This is a genomic window from Streptomyces sp. Ncost-T10-10d (assembly GCF_900091955.1).
Lineage (GTDB): Bacteria > Actinomycetota > Actinomycetes > Streptomycetales > Streptomycetaceae > Streptomyces.
This window is the reverse complement of record NZ_FMDF01000149.1, coordinates 37,549-64,060: the sequence shown is the minus strand read 5'-3', so window position 1 is coordinate 64,060 and position 26,512 is coordinate 37,549. Positions and strand designations below refer to the sequence as shown.

22 protein-coding genes and 1 pseudogene are annotated in these 26,512 nt (G+C 69.2%); 2 read left to right on the top strand and 21 right to left on the bottom strand.

Annotation, left to right across the window (positions count from 1 at the left end; genetic code table 11):
* Positions 1 to 135 precede the first annotated feature (135 nt).
* On the top strand, positions 136 to 765 hold the full coding sequence (locus GA0115254_RS26545) for a YceI family protein (RefSeq protein WP_093897819.1): 630 nt from the start codon (positions 136 to 138) through the stop codon (positions 763 to 765).
* 154 nt (positions 766 to 919) lie between these two features.
* Here GA0115254_RS26545 and GA0115254_RS26540 read toward each other — a convergent pair.
* Positions 920 to 1,180 (bottom strand): annotated as a pseudogene (locus GA0115254_RS26540) (thioredoxin reductase); the annotation flags it as partial.
* Between the two features lie 67 nt (positions 1,181 to 1,247).
* Here GA0115254_RS26540 and GA0115254_RS26535 point away from each other — a divergent pair.
* Positions 1,248 to 1,487 (top strand): hypothetical protein, encoded by a 240-nt coding sequence (locus tag GA0115254_RS26535; RefSeq protein ID WP_141720909.1) that lies wholly within the window; start codon positions 1,248 to 1,250, stop codon positions 1,485 to 1,487.
* 87 nt (positions 1,488 to 1,574) lie between these two features.
* Here GA0115254_RS26535 and GA0115254_RS26530 read toward each other — a convergent pair whose 3' ends face one another.
* The 20 genes from GA0115254_RS26530 to GA0115254_RS46485 all read right to left on the bottom strand — a co-directional run bounded on the left by GA0115254_RS26530 (position 1,575) and on the right by GA0115254_RS46485 (position 26,067).
* Positions 1,575 to 2,021 (bottom strand): DUF7144 family membrane protein, encoded by a 447-nt coding sequence (locus GA0115254_RS26530; protein ID WP_093897817.1) that lies wholly within the window; start codon positions 2,019 to 2,021, stop codon positions 1,575 to 1,577.
* A gap of 86 nt (positions 2,022 to 2,107) precedes the next feature.
* Positions 2,108 to 4,786, bottom strand: coding sequence for a SpoIIE family protein phosphatase (locus GA0115254_RS26525; RefSeq protein ID WP_256102783.1), 2,679 nt, complete (start codon positions 4,784 to 4,786; stop codon positions 2,108 to 2,110).
* Between the two features lie 164 nt (positions 4,787 to 4,950).
* Positions 4,951 to 6,315: a hypothetical protein gene (locus GA0115254_RS26520; protein WP_093897815.1), complete on the bottom strand. Its 1,365-nt coding sequence runs from the start codon at positions 6,313 to 6,315 to the stop codon at positions 4,951 to 4,953.
* A 253-nt stretch (positions 6,316 to 6,568) separates the two neighbouring features.
* Positions 6,569 to 7,987: a GH1 family beta-glucosidase gene (locus GA0115254_RS26515; RefSeq protein WP_093897814.1), complete on the bottom strand. Its 1,419-nt coding sequence runs from the start codon at positions 7,985 to 7,987 to the stop codon at positions 6,569 to 6,571.
* A gap of 27 nt (positions 7,988 to 8,014) precedes the next feature.
* Positions 8,015 to 9,031, bottom strand: coding sequence for an ABC transporter ATP-binding protein (locus GA0115254_RS26510; RefSeq protein WP_093897813.1), 1,017 nt, complete (start codon positions 9,029 to 9,031; stop codon positions 8,015 to 8,017).
* Positions 9,028 to 10,002, bottom strand: a complete 975-nt coding sequence (locus GA0115254_RS26505) for an ABC transporter permease (protein WP_093897812.1) — start codon at positions 10,000 to 10,002, stop codon at positions 9,028 to 9,030. Before GA0115254_RS26505 ends, GA0115254_RS26510 begins: the two co-directional genes overlap by 4 nt.
* Before the next feature lie 4 nt (positions 10,003 to 10,006).
* Complete coding sequence (locus GA0115254_RS26500; RefSeq protein WP_093897811.1) at positions 10,007 to 10,987, bottom strand: ABC transporter permease; 981 nt, start codon at positions 10,985 to 10,987, stop codon at positions 10,007 to 10,009.
* A complete protein-coding gene (locus GA0115254_RS26495) occupies positions 10,984 to 12,042 on the bottom strand; it encodes an ABC transporter ATP-binding protein (RefSeq protein ID WP_093897810.1) in 1,059 nt (352 codons plus the stop codon). The genes GA0115254_RS26500 and GA0115254_RS26495 overlap by 4 nt, the downstream gene beginning before the upstream one ends.
* A gap of 30 nt (positions 12,043 to 12,072) precedes the next feature.
* Positions 12,073 to 13,746 (bottom strand): ABC transporter substrate-binding protein, encoded by a 1,674-nt coding sequence (locus tag GA0115254_RS26490; protein ID WP_093897809.1) that lies wholly within the window; start codon positions 13,744 to 13,746, stop codon positions 12,073 to 12,075.
* A 141-nt stretch (positions 13,747 to 13,887) separates the two neighbouring features.
* Positions 13,888 to 14,862 (bottom strand): LacI family DNA-binding transcriptional regulator, encoded by a 975-nt coding sequence (locus tag GA0115254_RS26485; protein ID WP_093897808.1) that lies wholly within the window; start codon positions 14,860 to 14,862, stop codon positions 13,888 to 13,890.
* Between the two features lie 509 nt (positions 14,863 to 15,371).
* Positions 15,372 to 16,979: a citramalate synthase gene (gene cimA / locus GA0115254_RS26480; protein WP_093897807.1), complete on the bottom strand. Its 1,608-nt coding sequence runs from the start codon at positions 16,977 to 16,979 to the stop codon at positions 15,372 to 15,374.
* 278 nt (positions 16,980 to 17,257) lie between these two features.
* Positions 17,258 to 18,598, bottom strand: coding sequence for an MFS transporter (locus tag GA0115254_RS26475; RefSeq protein WP_093897806.1), 1,341 nt, complete (start codon positions 18,596 to 18,598; stop codon positions 17,258 to 17,260).
* A gap of 81 nt (positions 18,599 to 18,679) precedes the next feature.
* On the bottom strand, positions 18,680 to 19,285 hold the full coding sequence (locus GA0115254_RS26470; protein ID WP_093897805.1) for a TetR/AcrR family transcriptional regulator: 606 nt from the start codon (positions 19,283 to 19,285) through the stop codon (positions 18,680 to 18,682).
* Between the two features lie 57 nt (positions 19,286 to 19,342).
* The gene (locus GA0115254_RS26465) at positions 19,343 to 20,368 is read right to left on the bottom strand and encodes an agmatine deiminase family protein (protein WP_093897804.1); all 1,026 of its coding nucleotides are present in this window, start codon (positions 20,366 to 20,368) and stop codon (positions 19,343 to 19,345) included.
* 38 nt (positions 20,369 to 20,406) lie between these two features.
* On the bottom strand, positions 20,407 to 22,089 hold the full coding sequence (locus tag GA0115254_RS26460) for an urease subunit alpha (RefSeq protein WP_093897803.1): 1,683 nt from the start codon (positions 22,087 to 22,089) through the stop codon (positions 20,407 to 20,409).
* Positions 22,089 to 22,784 (bottom strand): urease subunit gamma, encoded by a 696-nt coding sequence (gene ureA / locus GA0115254_RS26455; RefSeq protein ID WP_093897802.1) that lies wholly within the window; start codon positions 22,782 to 22,784, stop codon positions 22,089 to 22,091. The genes GA0115254_RS26460 and ureA overlap by 1 nt, the downstream gene beginning before the upstream one ends.
* Before the next feature lie 180 nt (positions 22,785 to 22,964).
* Positions 22,965 to 23,147, bottom strand: a complete 183-nt coding sequence (locus GA0115254_RS43380; RefSeq protein WP_256102782.1) for a hypothetical protein — start codon at positions 23,145 to 23,147, stop codon at positions 22,965 to 22,967.
* Between the two features lie 114 nt (positions 23,148 to 23,261).
* Positions 23,262 to 24,350: a branched-chain amino acid aminotransferase gene (locus tag GA0115254_RS26450; RefSeq protein ID WP_093897801.1), complete on the bottom strand. Its 1,089-nt coding sequence runs from the start codon at positions 24,348 to 24,350 to the stop codon at positions 23,262 to 23,264.
* 239 nt (positions 24,351 to 24,589) lie between these two features.
* Entirely contained in the window at positions 24,590 to 25,666 is a 1,077-nt protein-coding gene (locus tag GA0115254_RS26445) for a 3-isopropylmalate dehydrogenase (protein ID WP_093897800.1), read from the bottom strand.
* Positions 25,667 to 25,938: 272 nt separating this feature from the next.
* Positions 25,939 to 26,067: a hypothetical protein gene (locus tag GA0115254_RS46485; protein ID WP_093772350.1), complete on the bottom strand. Its 129-nt coding sequence runs from the start codon at positions 26,065 to 26,067 to the stop codon at positions 25,939 to 25,941.
* Between the last annotated feature and the right edge of the window lie 445 nt (positions 26,068 to 26,512).

The window sequence follows — 26,512 nt, the reverse complement described above, 5'->3', positions numbered from 1 at the left end:
GGCGGGCGAGTCACCTCTCACAACAATCCGCACCCTTGATGTTGAACTTTGAACTAGATAGCGCTAGAGTCAATCTCGTTGAAGGTTAAACAACGACTTCGACCGCCACTCGATCACGTCCCCCGAGGAGGAGCCATGGCTCTGTTCAACCGCAAGAACAACAACGCCCCGTCCGCCACCGCGGTCGCCACCGCCCCCGCCGTGGACCCGGCTCTGGCCGCCCTCACCGGTGACTACACGATCGACCCGGCGCACAGCAGCATCGGATTCACCGTGCGTCACGCCATGGTCACCAACGTGCGTGGCTCCTTCGGCGAGCACGAGGGCAGCCTGAAGCTCGACGGTCACAACCCCGCGAACTCCGCCGCCTCGATCGACGTCAAGATCGCCAGCGTCGACACCGGCATCGCCGACCGTGACGGCCACCTGGTCAGCGGCGACTTCTTCGACGCCGAGAAGTTCCCCCTCATGACCTTCCGCTCCACACACGCCGAGCAGCTCGGCGGCGACAAGTACCGCATCACCGGCGACCTCACCATCAAGGACGTCACGCGCCCCCTCGCCATCGACCTGGAGTTCAACGGCTCCGCCACCGACGTCTACGGCAACGAGCGCGTCGGCTTCGAGGGCAGCGCGGACATCCTGCGCTCCGACTGGGGCCTGACCTGGAACGCGGCGCTGGAGACCGGCGGCGTCATGGTCAGCGACAAGGTCAAGCTCAACTTCGACATCTCCGCGATCAAGGCCGCAGCAGCGCAGGCCTGACGCCTCCCGCCGCCTCACGCCCGAACCCGAGCGCGCCCGCCTTCCCCCTCCCCCGCCCGGGGCCGGAAGGCGGGCGCTCGTCGTCGGGCAGGACCGCGCACTGCCGATGTCCGACCGGACCACTCCCTTCGCACGGCCCCTGCGGACCGGCCGGTCACAACCCGTGTCGTCGCTCCCCGAGCACCCGCTCGCAGACTTCGCGCTCCGCCGCCGAGAAGGCCGTACGGCGACGGGCGGCGACCGCCCGGCGGGTCTCTTCGGCGATCAGGTCCGCGTTGATCGCCGCGGCGGCCCGCACCCCGGCGTCGGCGGAGCCGATGACCTGCCCCTTCGGGTCCGCGACATTGCCGCCCACCCAGACACCGGGGACCTCTGTGGCACCGGTCGGATCGGCGGCGATGTACGTGCCGATCACCTGAGCGGCTGCGGTCGAGGCCCTTGCCTCGCAGGTGGCCGAGGGACTCGCGCCCGGCATCCGCGCCATGATGGCCGGGTTCGGCGTACGCGTCGGCGCGCGCCGTCTCGCAGATGCGGCGGCCTGCCTGGACCTGATCGGCCTGACCGATTGCGCGGAGACACTGAATCAGCAGGCCCGGATCCTGGCCGGCCTGCAACACCCGCTCGTCACCGGGGACGACCGGACCCTGGAGACGAAACTACGTCAACTGGCACCGACGTACGAGCGGTTGCGAACAGAACTCTCCACGGCCGTCGGACCCTGAACCCGCGCCCCGTCCTCACTGTTCCGCCCACCGCCCGGCCGGCGTTCCTCGACGGCGCGGTCTCGGCCCGGTCCGGGCACGCGTGGGTCAGGCAGTCAGGCCGGCGTCCGCTTCTCGGTGCATGCCCATGCACAGCGCCCAGATGACGAGGATGTTGACCACGATCACCACCAGGGCCCACAAGGGGTAGAACGGCAGCCACAGGAAGTTGGCGATTGCGCCCAGGCCGGCCACGGCGACACCGAAGAAGCGTGCCCACAGGGCTCCGGTGAATACGGCGCAGCCGGCGAGGAGGAGGGCGATGCCCAGGATGAGGTGGACCCAGCCCCAGCCCGTCAGGCTGAACTCGAACACGTAGTGCCGCGTCACGACGAACAGGCGGTCCTTCGTGATGGCCGCGATCCCCTCGAAGATCGCCATCGCTCCGCCGAGGATCATCAGGACTGCCGCCAGGAGTGTCGTACCGGATGTGGGCGCGTGCGTGGGGCTCGGCCTCGTGCGACTCGGTCCGGGTCCGGTGGTGTCACTGGCCATTTCGATCTCCTTGGGTGACGTAGCCGTGATCCCCCGCTTCAGCGTGTCACGACGGCTCTCCGTCGGCACTCCGGGCGACGCATGCTTCAGTCGCCCTCCGTCCCCGATTCGCCGACCGTCTGCTCCGACCAGATCACCTTGCCCGTCTCGGTGTAGCGGGTGCCCCAGCGTTCCGCGAACTGGGCGACGAGGAACAGTCCCCGGCCGCCCTCGTCCGTCGTCGCCGCGTAGCGCAGATGCGGTGAGGTGTTGCTGGTGTCGGACACCTCGCAGATCAGGCTGCGGTCGTACAGCAGGCGGACCTCGATCGGTCCTGTGCCGTAGCGCACCGCGTTGGTGACCAGTTCGCTCAGGATCAGCTCGGTGGTGAACGCCTCCTCGTCCAGGCCACGCTCGCTGAGCCACTGGGCGACGTTCTTGCGGACCCCGGCGACGGCCGCCGGATCGGTGGCCACGGCCCATTGCGCGACCTGGTTCGGATCGAGCGTGCGGGTGCAGGCCACAAGAATGGCGACATCGTCGGTCGGCGGCCCGGACAGCATCGCGTCGAGCACGTCGTCACAGGTCTCCTCCGGTGTCCGGTCGCGACCGGCGAGAGTGGCGCGCAGCAGCTCCAGGCCGGCGTCGATGTCCCGGTCACGGCTCTCCAGGAGACCGTCCGTGTAGAGGACCAGACGGCTCCCTTCGGGTACATGGAACTCGGCCGCCTCGAACGGCATGCCACCGATGCCGAGGGGCAGGCCGGCCGGAACCTCGGGAACTTCGACGCTGCCGTCCGGGAGGACCAGCACGGGCCCGGGGTGGCCTGCCCGGGCCACCGAGCAGTTGCCGGAGACCGCGTCGTAGATCGCGTACAGGCAGCCGGCTCCGGCGATCTCGGCGCCGCCGCCCGCCGCCTCGTCCTGGTCGATCCGGCTGACCAGTTCGTCGAGATGTCCGAGAAGTTCGTCGGGCGCGAGGTCCAGCGCGGAGAAGTTGTGGATGCTGGTGCGCAGCCGCCCCATGGTGGCGGCTGCGTGCAGCCCGTGTCCGACCACATCACCGACAACCAGTGCGAACCGGGCGCCGGACAGCGGGATCACGTCGAACCAGTCGCCGCCCACCTCGGCCCGCGCCGGCAGATAGCGGTGGGCCACGTCGAGGGCGTTCTGCTCGGGCAGGTCGCGGGGCAGCAGGCTGCGTTGCAACGTCACGGCCATTTCGTGCTCGCGTGTGTACCTGCGGGCGTTGTCCACGCTGACGGCCGCCCGGGCCACCAGTTCCTCGGCGAAGGACTGGTCGTCCTCGTCGAACGGGTCGGGAGTGCCCGCGCGCCAGAAGTTGACCAGACCCAGGATGACGCCGCGTGCGTGCAGCGGTACGGAGAGCACCGAGTGGAATCCGTAGTCCAGGATCTTCGAGGCCCGCTCGGGGTCCCAGTACCGCCATCCCAGCTGTGTGATCACCTCCGGCCCCAGCCCGGCCTCGTCGATGTTCACGCGCATGGCCCGGGTCCTTGAGGGAACGAATCCGACCAGTCGGCCGATCGAGTACAGGGGCTGGTCCGCGTCCGTGGCGGCGATGGCGGTACGGCGCATGTCCAGCGGGGCGCTGTCCGGCGTGGTCGGTTCATCCCCGGGAAGCGCGAGATCGGCGAGGTCGACGCTCGTGACGTCGGCGAATCCGGGGGACGCCACGTCGGCCAGTTCCTGGGCCGTCCTGCCCACGTCAAGGGTGGTGCCGATCCGGGCACCGGCCTCGTAGAGGAGCAGCAGGCGTTCGTGGATCAGCTCGGCTCGCCCGGTGACCTTGCGGAGTTCGGTGGTGTCGCGCAGGGTCGCCACGGTGCCGGGTGGCCCGCCGTGCTCGCCCGTCGGCCGGAGGTTGACGGCCAGCAGGCGGCTGCCGACGCGCAGCACCTCGTCGGTGACGGTCCGGCCGGAGGCGAGCAGCTCCGCGGTATCGGGGGCCAGCCCGAGGTCCGCCACCGCGCGGCCCTCGGCGTCCGGAGGAAGGGCGAGCAGCCTGCGGGCCTCGTCGTTGGCCATCGTCAGCCGGTGGTCGGCCCCGACGATGAGGACGGCCTCGCGGACCGCGTGCAGCACCGCGTCGTGGTGCTCGTACATCCGGGTCATCTCTGCCGGTCCGAGCCCGTGTGTCTGGCGGCGCAGCCGTCTGCTCACGAGGGCCGCGCCGCCTGTGGTGACTGCGGCGGCGGACACCGCGACGGCGATACCGAGCGGGATGGACCGGTTGGCCACACTGTTGACCGACTGGTCGGTGAGGCTGACGGACACCAGCCCGGCTACCGAGCCGTCGGGCCGGTTGACGGGCACCAGTGAGTTGACGGAGGGCCCCAGGCTGCCGGAGAAGGTCCGGGTGAAGCTCTTGCCGGCCAGCGCCTCCTTGTACGGACCGACGATGTGCTTGCCGATCAGCGCGGGGTCGGAGTGCGTATAGCGAATGCCCTGGGGGCTGGCAACGACGACGACGTCGACATGTGTCTGCCGGCGGATCTGCTCCGCGCGCGGCTGCAGGATGGCGGTGGGGTTCTTGCTGTCCAGCGCTGCCACGATCCCCGGCGAGTGGGCCAACGTCTCGGCCACGCTCAGTGTACGCAGCCGGGCCTCCTGCAGGCTGTCGCTGCGGCCCTGCAGTACCAGCGCGACCGCGGCGCCTGCGATGAGCAGGAGTACCAGCCCGAGCACGAAGCAGAAGACCTGGCCGGCCACGGTACGCAGGGTGAACAGGGACAGCAGTTCGCGGCCCGGGGAGCGGTGGGTCATGTCCCGATCGGGCGGCGCGGGGGTGGCTTGGCCCGAGCGCCCCCCATCGTGCCGATGTGGTCGCCGGACGGAGCGTCGCAACCTCGCCCGGAATCGGCCGATACCAGACATAACTTCAGGTCTAGCATGGATCGCACCTGCCCGAGAGATAGCCGGTCAGCGGCTCAGAACCCGCCTCCGTCGAAGCCTCCTCCCCCGAGGTCGCCGCCGCCGAAGCCGCCACCGTCGAAGCCCGAAGGGTCGAAGTCGGAGCCGGAGAAGTCCCCGCCGCTCCCTTCACCGCCGGAGCCGAAGTCACCGCCGCCGTACTCCGCCGCGTACGCCGGGCTCGACAGCGCCGAGCCGAGCAGTGTGCCGACCAGCAGGCCGGGGAGCAGACCGCCGCCGAAGTAGCCGCCCGCCCACGGACCGTACGCCGGGCCCGCCTCCCAGTACGGGCGGCGGCCGTCGCCCGTGTCGACGGTGCGGCCGAGCGGCTCCTCGCCCTCGCGCAGCCGGATCTCGTCCGCCGCACAGACCGGGACCTCACGGGCCGTCCCGCCGGACGGGGACCACCGGACGTCGGCGACCGAAGGGCCGTGGCGCGGGTCGAAGAAGCACGGCGGGCGGCGGGCGGGCGGTTCACCGCCTCTGCGGCGGGCCTCCAGGACGGCGAGGGAGAACCGGCCGTCCTCCAGGGCCTGGGTGACCCCGCGCACATCGGACGGGTGCCGGGCCCTCGACATGCGGGTTTTGGCGCTGTCGTAGGAGTCGAGCGCCCTCTCGTAGTCGGCGCGCATGCTGTCGTCGGCGCCCGGCTCGGCGGGGTGGAAGTCGAGCCGGTCCAGAGTTTCTCCGTACGCGGTGATGTCCTCGTCCACGACGACCCGGAGCTTGTCGAGTGCGGCCCGCTCCTCGGTCTCCTTGCGCTTCCGGTTGCGCCGGAAGATCGCACAGGCCGTGCCGGCGCCCAGCACCAGGATCGCGCCGACCGTGATCAGTCCGACGATCGACGATGATCCGTCGCCCGCAAAGGAGCCGCCCCAGGAGGCGGGGGCGCCGCCCCGGGCCTGTTCGACGGCCCGGTCGACGAAGGTGTTCAACTGGGTCGCGGCGTCGGTGTCCGTGCCGGGTGTCTTCACGGCGGCGACGAGGTTCTGGACCGCTCGGGTGGACATCACCCGGGGGTCGGCGCCCGCGTTGAACCCATTGCCGAGGCGGACCGCGTAGACGCCGGTGATGCCGGTGTCGGTGCGCAGGGTGGTGAGCAGGTTCTGCTCGGGGAACGCCGAGGTCCGCGGCAGCACCGCCACGAACACGGGCTTGTCTGCGTCCTTGATCTTCTTCGTCAGGGCGGCTGCCCTGCCCGGGGGCAGCTGGTCGGCGGCGGCCGGGTCGACGTACACCGGGCCCTTGCGCAGCGCCTGCGCGACATCATTGATGGTGGATGCACCGACCGCTGTGGGCGCAGTGGGTGCCATGGCGAGCACGGCCACCGAGAGAATCAGCAGCAGGCCGGCCAACAAGGCAGGGAACAGCCTGTTCCGCATATACCGAAGCTAACCCAGGTGGGCGGCTTGTGCGCCACCACCCACCCGGGCCTGCTTCCTCCTCACGGGACTACGCGGGCAGATGATCCGCGCCGGCGAACGGCTTGGACACCGCGGCGGTGGGCTTCCCGCCGGTCCGGCAGGGGCGGCGAAGGCGAAGAGTGCGGCAGCGGTCGCCATCGAAGTCCCACCGGAGGGCATGGTGGGGCTGCCGCTCGTTTCATCGGAAGGGGCGCCGCCGCGCGCCGTCCGGCTACGCGTTGCGGGTGTGCCGGATCGTGTCGCGGTACCACTTGGCGCTGTCCTTGAGCGTCCGCTCCTGTGTGTCGTAGTCGACGCGGACGATGCCGAACCGCTTGTCGTAGCCGTAGGACCATTCGAAGTTGTCCATCAGCGACCAGGCGAAGTAGCCCCGGACATCGGCCCCTTCGGCGCGAGCCGCCGCGACGGCGGCGATGTGGTCGGCGAGGTAGGTGGTGCGGTCGGCGTCGTGGATCTGCCCGTCCTCGGAGACGGAGTCGTCGAACGCGGCGCCGTTCTCGGTGATGACCGTCGGAACGCCGTACTCCTTGTCCAGGCGCACCAGCAGGTCGGTGAGAGCGGTGGGGGTGATCTCCCAGTCCATGGCGGTCCGCGGCAGGTCGCGCTCCACTCCCCGGGTGACGGGCAGACCGTCGGCGCCCACCGGGGAGCCCTCCTCCGTGACGCCGGAGAAGAGTGTGCCGCGGTAGAAGTTGACACCGAGGATGTCGATCGGAGTGGAGATGGCAGCCAAGTCGCCTTCCTGGACCGGGAGTTCGGCGTTCTGCAGAGCGAGGTCGGCGATGACGTCCTCGGGGTAGGCGCCCTTGACGATCGGGTCCAGGTAGAGGCGGCGGCCGAGCCCGTCCGCGCGGCGGCAGGCCTCGGCGTCCTCGTGGCTGTCGGTCTCGGGGGTGGCGGTGCCGAGGTTGAGCGTGATGCCGAGTTCGAGCTCGCTGCCGCGGGCGGCCGCCGTCTCGCGGATGTGCCGCGAGGCGAGACCGTGGCCGAGGAGCAGATGGTGGACGGCGCGGATCGCGTCGCCGAAGTTCTTCCGGCCGGGGGCCTGGTTGCCGTACGCGTACCCGAGCATGGCCGAGCACCAGGGCTCGTTCAGCGTCGTCCAGTGCTTCACCCGGTCGCCGAGCGCGTCGTGGGCGAGGGCGGCGTACTCGGCGAAACGGTAGGCCGTGTCACGGGCCGGCCAGCCGCCCGCGTCCTCCAGCTCCTGCGGGAGGTCCCAGTGGTAAAGGGTGATCCAGGGCGTGATGCCCTTGGACTCCAGCTCGTCGACCAGACGCTTGTAGAAGTCCAGGCCCTTCGCGTTGGCCGGCCCCCGCCCGCCCGGCTGGATGCGCGGCCAGGCGAGCGAGAACCGGTACGTGTCGACGCCCAGGTCCGCGATCAGCTGCACGTCCTCGGGCATCCGGTGGTAGTGGTCGCAGGCCACATCGCCGTTCTCACCGCGCACGACCATGCCCGGCACCCTGCTGTACGTGTCCCAGATGGACGGGGTCCGGCCGTCCTCGGTGACCGCTCCCTCGATCTGGTAGGCGGCGGTGGCGACGCCCCAGCGGAAGTCGGCGGGCAGGCCGGGGACGGCCTCGGCGGCGATCTCGCGCGCGTATCCCTGAGGGGTGACGATGTTCATGGTTCTCCTGTGGTGTGCGTGGATTCGCTACGAGCGGGGTGCCGCGGTGGCCGGGGCCGGCCGGTGGAGCCAGCAGGCCACCGTGCGCGAGTCGCCCCCGTCCGGTACGGCGAGCTCCGGGACATGGGTGGTGCAGGCGTCGAGCGCCTTGCCGCAGCGGGGGTGGAAGGCGCAGCCGGCCGGCATCGCGGACGGATGCGGGGGCGAGCCGGGGATGCCGGTGAGTTCGCGGCGAGGGCCGTGCAGCGCCGGGAAGGAGTGCAGCAGGCCGTCGCTGTAGGGGTGGCGGGGGTCCTGGTAGATCGCGGAGGCACCGGCCTCCTCGACGATCCGGCCGCCGTACATGATCGCGATCCGGTCCGAGAACTCGATCAGCAGCGAGATGTCGTGGGTGATGAAGACGACCGAGAAGCCCAGCTCCTCGCGGAGTCTGACCAGTTGGCGCAGGATCTGGCGCTGCATGACGACGTCCAGGGCCGTCGTCGGCTCGTCCATGATGACGATCTCGGGCTCCAGCGCGAGCGCCATCGCGATCATCACGCGCTGGCGCATCCCGCCGGAGAGCTGGTGCGGGTAGGCGGCGAGACGGTCGGACGAAATGCCGACGAGTGCCAGCAACTCCTTTGCACGGGCCGTCCGTTCGGGCCGTTTCATTTCCGGGCGGTGTGCCTGGAGTACGTCGGTGAGCTGGCTGTGGACCGTGTGCACCGGGTTGAGCGAGTTCATCGCTCCCTGGAAGACGATGGACAGCTCCTGCCAGCGGAAGGCCCTCAGCTCGGGAGCCGACAGGGTCAGCAGGTCGAGCGCTTCGCCGTGCCGCTGGTGGTAGTGGACCTCGCCGCCGGTGATCACCCCGGGCGGCGACAGCAGCCGGGTGACGGCGTACGCGAGCGTCGACTTGCCGGACCCGGACTCGCCCGCCAGGCCCAGGACCTCGCCCCGGTGGAGGGTGAGGTCTATGTCGCGCAGCGCGTGCACGGCGTCGTCCCCGGTCCCGTAGTCCACGTTCAGACCGCGGATGGTGAGGACGGGCTCGCTGGTCATGAGCGGGTCTCCTTGTCGTGCGTACCGCGTGCCACGGGCGTGAATCCGACCCGCATCCGGACCTTCCTGGACGCGCCGGTCTCCGTACGCAGGCGCGGGTTGACGAACTCGTCGATGCCGAAGTTGATCAGGGCGAGCGACATGCCGAGCAGCGCGATGCAGAGCCCGGCGGGGACGAACCACCACCACGCGCCCTGGGCCAGGGCCTGGTTGGACTGCGCCCAGAACAGGACGGTCCCCCAGTTCCAGTTGGAGATGTCGGCGACGCCGATGAACGCGAGGGTGATCTCGGAGAGGATCGCGAAGATGACCGTGCCGACGAAGCCGGAGGCGATGACGGCGGTCAGGTTCGGCAGGACTTCGAAGAAGATGATCCGCCAGGTGGACTCGCCGGTGGCGCGGGCCGCTTCGACGTAGTCCCGGCGCCGCAGCGACAGCGTCTGCGCACGCAGCACGCGCGCTCCCCACGCCCATGAGGTGAAGGCGATGACGGCGGCGATGAGCAGGTCGCCCGCGTCGGAGACGAAGCTGGCGACGATGATGATCAGCGGAAGTCCCGGAATCACCAGGAAGACGTTGGAGAGCACCGAGAGCAGCTCGTCGGCCGTGCCGCCCAGGAAGCCGGCGCTGACCCCGACCAGTACGGAGAGGATCGTTGCGAAGATACCGGCGACGAAGCCGACGACCAGGACGCCCCGGGTGCCGACGAGGATCTGCGAGAGCACGTCCTGACCGGTCTGCGTGGTGCCGAACCAGTGGGCGCCGGACGGCGGCCGGAGCAGTTCGTTGCTCATGGCGTCGGGGTCGTACGGTGCGATCCACGGCCCGATGACCGCGATCACGACGAAGAAGGCGAGAATCCCGAGACCGATGACGGTCTTGCGGCCGCGCAGGAAACGCAGGCGGCGCTTGCTGGGCGCCGGGGCCCCGGTCGCGTCGGTCACGGCGACCTCGGCAGCGGTGACGGCCATGTTCCTAGGCCTCCCTTCGGGTACGGGGGTCGAGGATCAGGTAGATCACGTCGGCGAGGAGGTTCGCCGCGAGGACGGAGAGCGTGATGATCAGGAAGACGCCCTGCATCAGGGGGTAGTCCTTGGCGCCGACGCCCTGGAAGAGCTGGTAGCCGATGCCGGGATAGTTGAAGACCATCTCCACCAGCAGGGTGCCGCCGACGATGAAGCCGATCGAAAGGGCGAAGCCGGAGATGTTGGGCAGGATCGCGTTGCGTGCGGCGTATCCGAACATCACCCGGCGCTCGGAGAGCCCCTTGGCCTGGGCGACCATGACGTAGTCCTCGGAGGACACCGTCACCATCATGTTCCGCATGCCGAGGATCCAGCCGGCCACGGCGCTGAGCACGATGGTGAGGCCGGGCAGGGCCGCGTGGTAGAGCGCGCTGGAGATGAACGGCCAGTCGAAGGCGGGGACGAGCGAATTGTCGTAGCCGCCCGATTCGGGGAAGAGCGGCCACTTCATGGCGAACAGCGCGATGGCGATGAGCCCCAGCCAGAAGTACGGAATGGCCGAGATGAACGTGGTGACGGGCAGCAGGCTGTCCATCCAGGAGCCGCGCCGCCAGCCGGTGAAGACGCCGATACCGGTGCCGAGCACGAAGCTGATCAGGGTGGTGACTCCGACGAGCGCCAGCGTCCAGGGCAGCGACTGGGCGATCACCTCGCTGACCGGGGTCGGGAAGAAGGTGAAGGAGAGCCCGAGGTCGCCGTCGAGCAGATGCGACCAGTAGTCGGTGTACTGCTGCCAGAGCGACTGGTGCTTGTCGAGGCCGAAGAGGGCCTTGAGCGAGTTGATGGCGCTGGTGTCGAGCTGGCCCTGGAAGCGGGAGATGAGTGCCTGGACGGGGTCGCCCGGCATCATGCGCGGGATCAGGAAGTTGATGGTGATCGCGGCCCACGCGGTGACCAGGTAGAAGGCGAGCCGTTTCAGCAGGTATTTCACTTCGCGGCCTCCTTCTCGTGGTCATCGGCGGCTTCCGTGCCGTCCGCGTACAGCCAGCAGGCCGCCCACTGACCGTCTTCGAGGTCGAAGCGCGGCGGCAGTTCGGTGCGGCAGCGCTCCATGGCCTCGGGGCAGCGGGGGTGGAAGCGGCAGCCGGCGGGCGGGGCGATGAGCGAGGGCGGTTCGCCGCTGCCGGACTCCTCCTGTTCCGCCTCGGCGACCACCCGGTCCGGGTCGGGTGCCGAGGCGATGAGGAGCTGGGTGTAGGGGTGTGCGGGGCGCTGGGTGACGGTCTCGCTGTCACCGCCCTCGACGATCCGGCCCGCGTACATCACCAGCGTCGTGTCCGCGAAGTAGCGGGCCGAGGCGATGTCGTGGGTGATGTAGAGGATCGCGAGATGCAGCCGGTCCTTGAGGCCCTTCAGCAGATTGAGCACCCCGAGCCGGATCGAGACGTCCAGCATCGAGACGGGCTCGTCGGCGAGAAGGACCTGGGGATCGGCGCCGAGCGCGCGGGCGATGGCCACGCGCTGACGCTGTCCCCCGGACAACTCGTGCGGGAACCTGTCCAGATACTGATGAGGAGGAGTCAGCTGGACACGGTTCAGCAGAGCGGTCAGGTTCTGTTCCAGCTCCGCCTCGCCGCTGCCCGCCCGGTCATGGATCCTCAGCGCACGGGTGAGGTGGTAGCGCACGGTGTGCACCGGGTTCAGCGAGGCGAACGGGTCCTGGAAGATGAGCTGGACCTGGCGTACGTAATTGCGGAAGGACCGGCCGCGTCCGGCCTTCACCGCCGTGCCGTCCAGGTGGATCTCGCCCTCGGTGAGCGGATACAGCTGGGCGAGCAGTCTGGCGACGGTGGACTTCCCGGAGCCCGACTCCCCCACCAGCGCCGTGACGGTGCCGCGCCGCAGTCGCAGCGAGACGTCGTCGACGGCGTGGACGGTACGGCGCCTGCCCGCGACGAGGTCGCGTCCGGTGCGGCGTACGGGGAAGTGTTTGGTGACTCCGCGTGCTTCGAGCACGACGTGGTTCTTTGTGGACTGTTCTGACATGGCCGGTCCCTGTGTCCCGTATCCCTGGCTCTACTTGGCGGGCTTGAGCTTCAGCACGATCTGCAGCGCGGACGGCTGGGTGTGCTGCGGCGGGGCGTACGGGTCGGCCTCGGTGGGCCAGCCCACCCAGTTCTTGGTGGAGTACTCGGCTCCGATGGGGGCGGCGGCCGTCGGGATCATCGGCGCCTGCTCGACCATGATCTTCTGGAGGGTGTTCATGGCCGTGGTGCGGGCGGAGTCCTCGGTGGCGTTGGCGAAGTCCTTGAGCGCCTTGGTCGCCTCGTCGTTCTTGAAGCGGCCGAAGTTGCCGAGCTGGGACGCCTTGCCGACGGGCTGGAGCAGCGCGCCGTCCATGATGTTCTGGTACATGTCGTACGGGGTGGCGCCGCTGTTGGTCCAGTGCAGGGTGGCGTCGAAGTTGCCGTTGGCGACGTCCGCGCCCCAGGCATCCGCGGTCTGCGTCTTGACCTTGGCCTCGATGCCGAGCTGCTTGATGTCGTCCTTGATGATCGCGAGACCGGTGATGTAGTCGTTCCAGCCGGCCGGGTCGGTGAAGGTGAGCTTCACCGGCTTGCCGCTCGGGTCCTTCAGCACCCCGCCGCTGAGCTTGAACCCGGCGTCGGCGAGGACCTTCTTGGCTCCCGCCACGTCCGGTGCGGTGGTGGCGCCCTTGTACTCGGGCGCGAGGAAGGAGTCACCGGCGGGCAGCGGGATGCCGGTCGGGTTGGTGATCTCCGGGTAGAGCGTCGCCTCGGCCTGGGTGTAGATCGCCTTGCGGTCGACGACCATCGCCATGGCCTTGCGCAGCGCCGGGTTGTCGAACGGCTTGCGGGCGGTGTTGAACCACAGTCCGTGGATGCCGAGTCCGGAGGGGAACCACAGCTTGTGGTTCTTGGGGTCCTTGCTGATGAACAGCTGCTTGTAGTTCGGCATGAAGACGAACGACCACTCGACCTTGCCGCTCGCCAGCGCCGTGGTCGCCGCGCTGTTGTCGTTGTACGCGGTGTAGCGCAGCTCCTTGACCTCGGTCGCACCCTTCCAGTAGGTGGGCGTGGCGGTCAGGGTGGTGGTCTGCGGGGTGAACGTCTTGAGCTTGTACGGGCCCGAGCCGACGGGTGTCCGGTTGGGCCAGGTCTCAGGGTTCTTGACGCCTTCCCAGATGTGCTTGGGCACGATGAACTGCTGGATGATCTTGTTCTGGTTGACGTACTGGGAGTCCTTGAACGTCAGGACGACCCTCTTGCCCTGCACGACGACCCCGTCGAACGGGATGCCGTTGCCGTTCAGCGCCGGGTGCTTCTTCAGCAGGTCGAAGGTGTACGCGACGTCGTCGGCGGTCAGCGGCTTGCCGTCGGCCCACTCGGCCTTGGGGTCGAGGGTGAAGGTGACCTTGGTGAAGTTGGACTCCCACTTCCAGTCGGTCGCCAGCCAGGGGGCGGCCTTGTCCGCGGGGCGGATCTGGTTCGTCATCGCCAGCGGCTCGTAGATCATGAAGCGGTAGCCGAGCGTGGCGCTCGCCGAGGTGCTCAGGAACGGGTTGCTGTTGTTGGTCTGCGGCCCGTCCGGCTTGCCCAGGGTCAGCACGCCAAAGGCGCCGCCCCCTTTGTTGGCACCCGAGTTGGCGGACGAGCAACCGGCGGCGAGCGCGACCACGGCGGTGGCGAGCGAGAGCGCTCTCAGCGTGGCGTGACGTCGTGCGGACATGGCGACTCCATGAGGGACTGCGGGTCTGGGAGATCCGGAAAGTGGGCAGCGCTCGGCGCGCCGGGTACAGGCGGTACGGGGCGGTGCGGATCGTGAGGGAGGTTGTGCGGGGTGCAGGCGGCCGGGGAACCGGCCGGACCGCTACGGCGCCGAGTGACGCACGACCAGTTCGGTGGGCAGCACGACCGGTTCATCGGGTACGGCCGTGCCGCCGAGGTGGGACAGCAGCATCCGCGCGGCCGTCTCACCCATCTGCCGGGTGGGCTGGCGCACGGTGGTCAGCGGCGGTTCGGTGTGCTCGGCCATCGGGATGTCGTCGAAGCCGACCACGGCGATGTCGTCCGGTACGGACCGCCCGGCCGCACGCAACGCCCGCAGCACGCCCGCCGCGCTGATGTCGTTGTGCGCGAAGACAGAGTCGAACTCGGTACCGGAAGCCAGTAGTTGCTCCACGGCCAGCCGGCCGCTGCGTTCGGTGAAATCCCCGTGGGCGACGAGATCGGTGGGCAGGACCGTACGGAATCCGTCCAGCCGGTCGCGTACGCAGCCGAAGTTCTGGGGGCCGGTGATGACCAGGGGTCTGGTGCGTCCGGCCGTCAGCAGATGGCGGGCGGCGGACGCGCCTCCTTCGTGGTTGGTGGTCACGACGGAGGGAAATTCGGGGTGGTGGCCGCGGTCGTCGATCAGCACGATCGGCAGACCGCCGCGGTGCAGTGCGGTCAGGTGGTCGAGGGTGTTCTCGGGTTCGACGACCAACAGCCCGTCGAAGGCACGCGCCGACACCTGGCTGGCGAAGCGCTCCACGGACTCGGCACCACGGTTGCAGGTGAAGAGCAGCAGCCCGTAGTCCGCGGCCTCGACCGTGTCGACGACCCCCTGCAGCACTTCGCCCATCCACGGCCAGGTGAGCGAGGGCACCAGCATCCCGACCGTACGGCTGCTGCCGCGGGCCAGGCCCACGGCGCCCGAGCTGGGCACATAGCCGAGCTGTGCGATCACTTCACGAACACGGGCGGCCGTGGAACCGTCCACTTCGCCCTTGGTGTTGATGACCCGGGACACGGTCGTCTTGCTGACGCCGGCCTCGCGGGCGACATCGGCGATGGTGACACGCATCGGGGCCTCCAGGACAAGGCACGGCAGGGAGCTGAAACCGGTACCGCAACCGGTTCCGGAACCGGTACCGGCGTTGCGGCGTGAGTTAACCCCGCTGGAACACTGCCGTCAATACTTCACGCCGACATTGGTCCGTACCCATCTCCTGTACAGGCAGAGCGCGTTGCGTCTTCAAGGTTTGAACACGCATCCCCTTGACGTGGGCGCGTAACAGCAGTTCCCCTGAGTCTTGCCAGGAGGCCCGGCCATTCACGCCTGGAAGGAATCGCATCACGTGGCGGCGCGAAGCGTGGGTACGGCTTCGCCGCGACCAGCGGGGCACGCTCTCCTCGTGGCCGTTCCACCGGCTCGGACAGCACCTCGCGTGCCCAGTCGGCGGCGAACGGGGCCCGCGCCCGGATCTGGACGTGCACGGGAGCGGCCAACCAGAAGTGGCATCTCCAGCAACAGGGCCGCCGGAGGGCGGGCCCGCGGCGACTGCTCCGTGGGCCCGCCCCGGACCGGGGCGACTACTCCGTCGGTTCGATCCCGGCCCGCAGCAACCCGTACGTGTAGGCGTCCTCCAGCGCCTGCCAGGACGCCGCGATGACGTTCTCCGCGACGCCGACCGTCGCCCAGTCGCCGGTGCCGTCGCCCGTGGTGATGAGGACGCGGGTGGTGGACTCGGTGCCGGTGCGGCCTTCGAGGATGCGGACCTTGTAGTCGACCAGTTCCAGCTTGGCGAGCTGCGGGTAGATCCGCTCCAGCGCGACGCGCAGCGCCCGGTCGAGTGCGTTGACCGGGCCGTTGCCCTCGGCGGTGGCGACGATGCGCTCGCCCTTGGCCCAGAGCTTCACGGTCGCCTCGTTGGCGTGCGTGCCGTCGGGGCGGTCCTCGACGATGGCGCGCCAGGACTCGGTGCGGAAGTAGCGGCGTGCCCGGCCCTCGGCCTCGGCGCGCAGCAGCAGTTCGAAGGAGGCGTCGGCGGCCTCGTACGTGTAGCCCTTGAGCTCGCGCTCCTTGACGCGCTCGACGACTCGGCCGACGAGTTCGCGGTCGCCTCCGAGGTCGATGCCGAGCTCCTTGCCCTTGAGCTCGATGGAGGCGCGGCCCGCCATGTCGGAGACGAGCATCCGCATGGTGTTGCCGACCAGCGCGGGGTCGATGTGCTGGTACAGGTCGGGGTCGACCTTGATCGCGGAGGCGTGCAGTCCGGCCTTGTGGGCGAAGGCGGAAACACCCACATAGGGCTGGTGAGTGGAGGGCGTCAGGTTGACGACCTCGGCGATCGCGTGCGAGACGCGGGTCATGTCGGCGAGTGCGCCCTCGGGCAGGACGGTCTTGCCGTACTTGAGTTCCAGGGCGGCGACGACCGGGAAGAGGTTGGCGTTGCCGACCCGCTCGCCGTAACCGTTGGCGGTGCACTGGACGTGGGTGGCGCCCGCGTCGACGGCGGCCAGGGTGTTGGCGACCGCGCAGCCGGTGTCGTCCTGGGCGTGGATGCCGAGCCGGGCGCCGGTGTCGGCGAGAACGGTGGAGACGACGGCCTGGACCTGGGCCGGGAGCATCCCGCCGTTGGTGTCGCAGAGGATGACGACATCGGCGCCGGCCTCGGAGGCGGTGCGGACGACGGCCTTGGCGTACTCGGGGTTGGCGCGGTAGCCGTCGAAGAAGTGCTCGCAGTCCACGAAGACCCGGCGGCCCTGCTCACGGAGGAAGGAAACGGTGTCGCGGACCATCTCCAGGTTCTCTTCGAGGGTGGTGCGCAGGGCGAGTTCCACATGGCGGTCGTGGGACTTGGCGACCAGCGTGACCACGGGGGCACCGGAGTCCAGCAGCGCCTTGACCTGGTGGTCCTCGGCGGCCTTGCCACCGGCCCTGCGGGTCGCGCCGAAGGCGACCAGCTCGGCATTCTTGAACTCGATCTCCTGCCGGGCGCGGGCGAAGAACTCGGTGTCCCGGGGGTTGGCGCCGGGCCAGCCGCCCTCGATGAAGCCCACGCCGAAGTTGTCCAGGTGCCGCGCGATGGTCAGCTTGTCCGCGACCGTCAGGTTGATGCCTTCACGCTGAGCCCCGTCGCGCAGTGTGGTGTCGAAGACATGGAAACTGTCGTCGGTGGCCTTGGCCTTGGTGGTCATGCTGGTCTGACTCCTGTCGGATGAGTGGATCCGGACGATCTGGCTCCACTTGCCCCCATCATCCCGCGCGCCTCGCCCCGGCCGAGGTGAGGGCCGGAAAACGAAAAAACCCCTCGCGGGTGCGAGAGGTCTGCGCGCGGGTCTGGGGCACGGTGGCCGTGCCGCACATGGTGGTACGGGACGGTCACTGCGGACCGGCGCGCCTGTTGCCGATAATCATGACGAACGAGGGCACGGAGGCAGTGTCGCACAGGGCTGCCTCCGCACCGTGACCCGTCTCAGGATGCGGGCGTGACGCTCGTCGCTCCGGACGACTCCGCCGGGGCCGCCTGCCCTGTCCTCCGGTCGGCACCGACCCGGCCGAGGTCGATGTCGCGGGTCTCGCGCATGGTCAGGTAGACGACCAGGGAGACCGCGGCGCAGCCCGCCACGTACCAGTAGAAGCCGGACTCGACGCCCGACTTCTTGAACCAGAGCGCCACGTACTCGGCAGTACCGCCGAAGAGCGCGTTGGCGATGGCGTACGGGAGGGCGACGCCCAGGGCGCGGATGCCGGTCGGGAAGAGTTCGGCCTTCACACAGGCGTTGATCGAGGTGTAGCCGGTGACGACGACCAGGGCGAGGAGCGCCAGGCCGAACGCGGGCCAGAAGGTACCCGCGTGCTTGAGCATCGTCATGATCGGCACGGTCAGGAAGGTCGAGCCGACGGCGAAGGTGATCAGCAGCGGGCGGCGGCCGATCCGGTCGGAGAGCAGTCCGGCCAGTGGCTGGATGCACATGAAGACGAACAGGGCGCAGAAGCTGACGAGCGAGGCGGTGGACTTCTCCATGCCGGCGCTCTTGGAGAGGAACTTGGTGAGATAGGTCGTGTACGTGTAGTACGCGACGGTCCCGCCCATGGTCAGCGCCATCACCAGGAACGCCTCGCGCTTGTGCTGCCACAGCGCCTTCAGCGTGCCGCGGTCCTCCTGCTCGGCGGCGCCGGACTCCGCGTACACCTCGGTCTCCAGCATCGAGCGGCGCAGATAGAAGACGATCGCTGCACCGAGCGCACCGACGATGAACGGGATGCGCCAGCCCCAGCTGTGCAGGGCCGCGTCGGACATGTTGCGCTGCAGGATGATCTGGAGGCCGAGGCCGATGAGCTGTCCCGCGGTCATGGACACGTACTGGAAGCTGGAGGCGAAGCCGCGCCGGTGGGGCGCGGACGCCTCGGTCAGATAGGTGGCGCTGGCGGCGTACTCGCCCCCGACGCTGAGGCCCTGCAGCAGCCGGGCCACCAGCAGGACGGCGACACCCCCGTATCCCGCGACGTCGTACGTCGGCGCGATGGCGATGAGGACCGCGGAGGCCGACATGAGGGTGACGGTGAGGGTGAGCGCGGCCTTGCGTCCTCTGCGGTCACCGATCCGGCCGAGCAACCATCCCCCGACCGGCCTCATGAAGAAGCCGACGGCGAAGATGCCCATGGTGTTCATGAGGTTGGCGGTCTCATTGCCTTCGGGGAAGAACGAATCCGCGAAGTAGACGGCGAAGGTCGCGTACACGAACCAGTCGAACCACTCGACCATGTTGCCGGCGGAGCCGACCCAGATCTTCTTCCACTGCTCTCGTCCCATGGTTCGTCACCGTGCCCCAGGAAACAGAAACGTAACAAGGGTGCAGTGCGCAACGATCGCGAGTACTTGCGTGCGTTGCGTTCACGGAAGCAGCGAGCTCTGCAGGAACTCCCTTACGTGGGAAAGGACTTGCTCACGGCCGGTACCCGGTATGCCGACGGCGACATGGACGCTGAAGCCGTCGAGCAGGGCGCGCAATCGGGCGGCGAACCGGTCCGGGTCCACGGCGCGGAATTCCCCCCGCGAAATGCCCTCGGCCAGCAGCGCCACCAGGTCCCGGTGCCAGGCCCCCTCGATGGCAGCCTGGCGACCGCGCGCGTCGGCGTCGGCGTTCTGCGAGCGGTTCCAGACCTCCAGCCAGAGCGTCCAATGGGGATCGCGCGGCCCTTCGGGGACGTACAGATCCACGTAGTGGTCGAGCCGCTCGGCGGCGGGAGCCTGCTGGGAGAGCAAGGCGCTGCGTTCGGCGCCGAGGCGCCCCTCGCTCCACTCCAGGGTCTGCAGCAGGAGCTCGTCCTTGGTCCGGAAGTAGTACAGAAGGTGCCCGCTGCTCATCCCGACCTCGCGCCCGAGCCCCGCCATGGTCAGCCCGTCGAGCCCGCGCTCGGCGATGGTGGCCATGGCGGCGGCGAGCAGGGACTCACGGGGCGGCGCCGTATTGCGCCGCCGGGCGGAGGGCGGGGTCATGCCGCGGCCGCCGCGCAGAGCATCTCGTTCACCCGTACGTTCTACCGGATCCGCCGCTCAGCCACCTACTGCGGGCTGCTGCTGAGTGATGCAGTGGATACCGCCCCCGCCCGCGAAGATCGTGCGGGCGTCGACCGGCGTGACCGTGCGGCCGGGGTAGAGGCGGCGGAAGATGCCCGCGGCGTTCTCGTCACGGGGGTCGTCGAAGGCGCACAGCACCACGCCGCCGTTGCAGACGTAGTGGTTGATGTAGGAGTAGTCGACCCACTGCCCCTCCTCGTCCTGAACCACGGTCGGGGCCGGGACCTCGATGACCTCCAGGGCGCGGCCCCGCGCGTCGGTCTGGGCCCTGAGCATCTCCACGTTCTCCCTGCAGAGCTCGTGGTCCGGGTGGAACGGATCCGGCTGGGTGTGGACGACGACCACACCGGGTCCGGCGAAGGCGGCGACGATGTCGACATGGCCGAGGGTGCCGAAGCCGTGGGGCGGGTAGTCGCCGGTCAGGCCGCGCTTCAGCCAGATCGCCTTCGTGGTGCCGAGCTTGGCGTGGATCTCGGCCTCGACCATTTCCTTGGTCCAGTCCGGGTTGCGCTCGGGGCCGAGCTGCACGGTCTCGGTGAGCAGGACGGTGCCTTCACCGTCGACGTGGATGCCGCCGCCCTCGTTGACGAGGGATGAGCTGTGCACGGGGACCCCGGCGAGGTCCGCGACATGGCGGGCGATCTTCGCGTCGTGATCCCAGGTGGCCCAGTCCTGTGCGCCCCAGCCGTTGAACACCCAGTCCACGGCGGCCAGCAGGGTGCCGTCGGTGACGAAGGTCGGGCCGATGTCGCGCATCCAGGCGTCGTCCAGCTCGCGCTCGACCAGCTCGATGTCCGGGCCGAGGAGGCCACGGGCGTCCTCCGCCTGGCCGGGCCCGACGACCATGGTGACCGGCTCGAAGCGGCGTACGGCCCGGGCCACCGCGGCCCATGCCTGGCGGGACTCGGCGAGGTCGTCGCCGGAGAAGGTGACGTTGGGGCCCGGCCAGGCCATCCAGGTGCGCTCGTGCGGGGCCCACTCGGGCGGCATACGGAACGTCATGTCGTCGGACTCCTAAGGCTGTGCTTTTAGCTGTGCTTTTAAAGGAAGTAGAGGCGGTTGAGAGAGATCGAGTCGGCGGGCTCGGAGCGCACCGGGGCACCGTCCAGCGTGACCAGGCCGCTGCGTCCGTCCACTGCCACATCGCCGATACGGGAGTTGAGGCGGAGGTCCGCCGGCCCGATCCCACGGGTGCCGCGTACGGCCACCCGGCGGCGTCGCGTCGGTATCAGGTCGGAACCCAGCTCGGTCGCAGCCTTCGCCACGAAGGCCACCGAGATGTCCGCGGGGGTCGCGCCGTGCCCCCCGAACAGCGGTCCCAGGACCAGCGGTTCACAGGTGTCGGTCGCGGCGTTGGGGTCGCCCGTCACTCCCCACGCCGGGAAGCCCGACTTGAGTACGAGCTGCGGCTTGGCCCCGAAGAACTGTGGCTTCCACAGCACGATGTCGGCGAGCTTGCCCACCTCGATCGAGCCGATCTCGTGCGCCAGACCATGCGCGATGGCCGGGTTGATCGTCAGCTTCGCCATGTAGCGCAGCACCCGGGCGTTGTCGTCGTGCGGGCCGTCGCCCTCCATCGGGCCGAGCTCGGCCTTCATCTTCCCGGCCATGGCGAAGGTACGGCGTACGGTCTCGCCCGCGCGTCCCATCCCCTGTGCGTCCGACGAGGTGATGCCGATCGCGCCGAGGTCGTGCAGCACGTCCTCCGCGCCCATCGTCCCGGCCCTGATCCGGTCCCGTGCCATGGCGGCGTCACCGGGCAGGTCGGTCTTGAGGTCGTGTACGGAGACGATCATCCCGTAGTGCTCGGCCACCGCGTCCCGGCCGAACGGCAGGGTCGGGTTGGTGGAGGAACCGATGACGTTCGGGACGCCCGCCATCTTGAGCACGTTCGGTACGTGTCCGCCGCCGCAGCCCTCGATATGGAAGGCGTGGATCGTCCGGCCGTCCAGGACGCGCAGGGTGTCCTCGACGGACAGGCATTCGTTCAGCCCGTCACTGTGCAGGGCGACCTGTACATCGTGCTCCTCGGCGACCCGCAGGGCGGTGTCGAGTGCGCGGGTGTGCGCGCCCATGTCCTCGTGCACCTTGAAGCCGGACGCGCCGCCCTCGGCGAGCGCCTCCACCAGGGGCGCGTCGTCGGAGGAGGAACCGCGCGCCAGGAAGCCGATGTTGACCGGCCAGGCGTCGAAGGCGTTGAAGGAGTGGCGCAGCGCCCACGGCGAGTTGACCCCGACGCCCCACACCGGGCCGAACTCCTGGCCGATGACGGTGGTGACGCCGGAGGCGAGCGAGGCCTCCATGATGCGCGGCGAGAGCAGATGGACATGGGTGTCGACGGCGCCGGCCGTCGCGATCATTCCTTCGCCGGACACGATCGAGGTGCCCGTACCGACGACGACGTCGACGCCGTCGAGCGTGTCCGGGTTCCCGGCCCGTCCGATCGAGCAGATCCGGCCTTCGCGGATGCCGATCGAGACCTTCCGGATGCCCTGGGCCGCGTCGATGACCAGCACATTGCTGATGACGACGTCACAGGTGTCGCGTACGGCCGCGGCCTTGAGGTGCAGCCCGTCGCGCGCGGTCTTGCCGAATCCGGCGAGGAACTCGTCGCCGTGCTGCTGTGCGTCCGACTCGACGCGTACCACCAGGCCCGAGTCGCCGAGGACAACCCGGTCCCCGGCGCGGGGTCCGTGGACCGATGCGTATTCGTAGGGGTCCATCAGGCGTCCTCCGCTCCCAGATAACCGCAGGCCGCCGCACGTCGCAGAGCCTCGTCCTTCGCGCCGGGCGCGTCCAGCGGGCCGTCGACCAGGCCCGCGAAACCGATCGCTATGCGAGCACCGCCGATCGGCAGCAGGCCGACCTCGGCCTCGCCGCCCGGGTCGAAACGGACCGATGACCCGGCGGGAACACACAGCCGCATGCCGTATGCCGCGGCCCGGTCGAAGTCGAGTCGCGGGTTGGCCTCGAAGAAGTGGTAGTGCGAGGTGACGCTGACCGGGACGGTCGCGGTGTTGCGCACGGCCAGCCGCAGAGCGGGTTCGGGCTCGGCGTGCGCCGGTGCGGGCAGTACGGCGCCGGGCGCGCCGTCCCCCAGCCGGACTCCGGCGCCGTGGCCGATGGGCTCGGACACGACGGCCAGCCGGGATCCGTCGTCGAAGACGGCCTCGACATGGACCTCGGTGACCACATCCGCCACACCGGGCAGGACGTCGTCGGGTCCCAGCACACCGCGCGCGGCCTCGATGGCCTCCGCGAGCCGCCGTCCGTCGCGCGCCGCTTCGCACACGGTGTCCGCGATCAGCGCGGTCGCTTCGGGCACATTGAGCTTCAGCCCACGCGCCCGGCGCGCCCGCGCCAGTTCAGCAGCTCCGAAGAGCAGCAGCCGGTCACGCTCGGTCGGGGTCAGTCTCACGTCACCATACCTCCAGATTAGAACGTCACTCTAACCATGGTTTCCCATGACAGGAAGATACTGACGGTTATCGGCCCTTACGTCACATTGAACGGCACTCTAATAATCGGGCGTCAGGGGCGGCCTCATGCCGATGGAACAACGCGGAGTCGACACCATCCCGGGTGGAACGAGCCGCGGTCACGGCAGGCACGCATCCAGGCGTCGCTGGTGTACCGGGCGGCGCCGTCGTACGTTGCCGTTGTAGCGGTTCCAGCTGTACCCCTCGGCCTTGACCTGAACATAGACATTGTGGCCGTCGCCCGCAGAGGTGTCCTGGAGATCGCCCTTCCACTGGAAGGCTCCGTACTTGGCGCCGGGCACCTCGAACCTGACGCCCGAGCTCGAGAGCGTCGGGATCCCAGCCAGGCACAGCACGACGAAGGCCGCGCCCGGCGAGCAGCCGGGCGCGGCCTTCGTCTGTACGGAACCGGCTGGTCAGCCGAGCGGGTGCATCCAGCCGTGGGTGTCCTCGGCGACGCCGCGCTGGATGTCCAGCAGGCGCTCACGCAGCTTCATCGTGACCTCGCCGGGCGCGCCCTCGCTCTGGGTCCACTCGCCGCCCGCGGACTTGACGGTGCCGACGGGGGTGATGACGGCTGCGGTGCCGCAGGCGAAGACCTCGGTGAGAGTGCCGTTCGCGGTGTCGGTCCGCCACTGGTCGATGGAGACGCGGCCCTCCTCGGACTCGTAGCCGAGGTCGCGGGCGACCTTGAGCAGCGAGTCACGGGTGACGCCGGCGAGCAGGGAGCCGGTCAGGGCCGGGGTGATGATCTTGTTCCCGTACACGAAGTACAGGTTCATGCCGCCGAGCTCCTCGACCCACTTGTGCTCGACCGCGTCGAGGTAGGCGACCTGGTCGCAGCCCTTCGCCGCGGCCTCTGCCTGGGCGAGGAGCGACGCCGCGTAGTTGCCGCCGGTCTTGGCGTCGCCCATGCCGCCGGGGACGGCGCGGACGCGGTCCTCGGACAGCCAGATGGAGACCGGCTTGACGCCACCGGGGAAGTAGGCACCGGCGGGCGAGGCGATGACGACGAAAAGGTACTCGTTGGCGGGCTTCACACCGAGGCCGACCTCGGTCGCGATCATGAACGGGCGCAGGTAGAGCGACTCCTCGCCGCCGTGCGCCGGAACCCATGCCTTGTCCTGCCGGACCAGCACGTCGCACGCCTCGATGAACGTCTCGACGGGCAGTTCCGGCATGGCCAGCCGGTGCGCCGATGCCTGGAAACGCTTGGCGTTCGCCTCGGGACGGAACGTGGCGACGGAGCCGTCGGGCCGGCGATAGGCCTTGAGGCCCTCGAAGATCTCCTGCGCGTAGTGCAGGACCGTGGTCGCGGGGTCGATGGAGAGCGGGCCGTAGGGGACGAGCTGGCCGTCGTGCCAGCCGCGGCCCTCGGTCCACCGGATCGTCACCATGTGATCGGTGAAGTAGCGGCCGAATCCGGGCTTGACCAGGATCGCCTCGCGCTCCGCGTCGGACAGCGGGTTCGAGGAGGGCTTGAGCTCGATCGTGGGCATCGTCATGTGTGCGTGTCCTTCACCGGTTGTGTGTGTTCGACCGCGCTCACGCCGCTCCTGTCAGACAGGTGCTAGGACGTCCGAGCTTCACCGCGAGCGACGGCCCCGTTCGATTATCGCTCCCGGGTGGCCGTGCACGAAATGACGTGATTGCGGTCCAGTGGTCGATGGTGGCACCCGGGACGGCACAGGAGAAGCCGCCGGGTGCGATTGCGACCCGGCGGCTTCGAAATGGAGTCGTCGGGTCAGCTCGCTACGCGTACCGCGAGCGCGTCGCCGATCTGGTCGGTGGTACGAGTCGTCGTGCCTCCCCCAGAGCCGGAAGGGCCTGGGAGGTGCCCCCCTCGCTCCGCGAGGTCGGCGGAGACGGCGTCCTCGATGCGCACGGCCTCGGCCTCGTAGCCGAGGTGGCGCAGCAGAAGGGCGACGGAGAGGACCGCGGCCGTGGGGTCGGCCTTGCCCTGGCCCGCGATGTCCGGGGCGGAGCCGTGGACCGGCTCGAACATCGAGGGGAACTCGCCGCTCGGGTTGATGTTGCCCGAGGCGGCGACGCCGATGCCGCCGGAGACGGCCGCGGCGAGGTCGGTGATGATGTCGCCGAAGAGGTTGTCGGTGACGATCACGTCGAAACGCTCGGGCTGCGTGACGAGGAAGATCGTCGCCGCGTCCACGTGCAGGTAGTCGGTGGTGACGTCCGGGAACTCGGCCGCGACCTTGTTGAAGATGTTGGTCCACAGGTGCCCGGCGTAGGTCAGCACGTTGTTCTTGTGGACCAGCGTCAGCTTCTTGCGCGGGCGCGCCTGGGCGCGGGCGAAGGCGTCACGGACCACACGCTCGACACCGAAGGCGGTGTTGACCGAGACCTCGGTGGCGACCTCGTGCGGGGTACCGGTGCGGATCGAGCCGCCGTTGCCGGTGTACGGGCCCTCGGTGCCCTCACGGACCACGACGAAGTCGATCTCCGGCTGCCCCTTGAGCGGGGTCGCGACACCCGGGAGGAGCTTCGACGGCCGCAGGTTCACATGGTGGTCAAAGAGGAAACGGAGCTTCAGCAGGAAGCCGCGCTCCAGGACGCCGGACGGAACCGAGGGGTCACCGATCGCGCCGAGCAGGATTGCGTCGTGCTGCTTGAGCGCCTGGACATCCGCGTCGGTGAGGGTCTCACCGGTCGCGTGGTAGCGCTTGGCGCCGAAGTCGAAGTCCTTGGTCTCCAGCTTCACATCCTGCGGGAGAACAGCATTGAGGACCTTGAGGCCCTGAGCCACTACCTCCTGGCCGATACCGTCACCAGGGATCACTGCGAGATTGATGCTGCGAGACATGTCCGCACCTTACTGCGCGTCCCACACCATGACATTTCATGTCCACCATACGGACGTACCAGCGGCTGCGACCGTACCGCCGACAGGTGGTGCACCCCTTTCAACATGCGTCAGGTTGCACTCAAGCGGGGCAGGCCATGACGGTTTACCTCACGGAATCATGCGCTCCGGCGGATCAGGGTCGCCCGCGCACACGCGAAGGTGGCGGATGCGCGCCAGGACTGTCGAGCGAGCGCATCGACCACTTCGAGATCAGTCGCGGCTGACCGTTCTCAGTGGCCCGTGGAGCCGCCGTTGTCCCTGCGGTCGAGGGCCCGCTGCAGGGCGGCGGCGGCATTCTGGCGCTCCGACTCGGTCGGGCGGTGGGTGTGACGGACTCGGCGGACAGTCGTCTCGGCCATGGTGGATCGACTCCTTGAGATCGCGAGGATTTCGAGATCGAAAAATCGTGAACGTGATTTCGAGATCGGGATTTCGAGGCGCCGGAAGGGGCGGGGAGCGGGCGCCGCAGGGGTTGCCTGCACAGGGGCGCACACTCACGACCGCCAGTCGCTGGATCTAGCGAGACGTTCGGCTTCTACAAAGCTAGGACAGCTCGGCCGGTCTGTCTCCACAATTACTCGGACTTCCTACTATCTGAGACGGAGGTTTACGGCCGCCCGCCCTCAGTTCCCGGATCAGGGCCCGGGCAGCGAGCGATCGTGCCTGCTCAGGGGTGGTGACACAGCCGACCGAACGCGTCGGCGGCTCCGGCCCGAGAGCCGTGATCTCGACCGCGTCCGGTGCTCCTTCGAGTGAGAGCTCCGGCGTGATCGCCATGCCGGGACGACGGCACACCATCGAGAG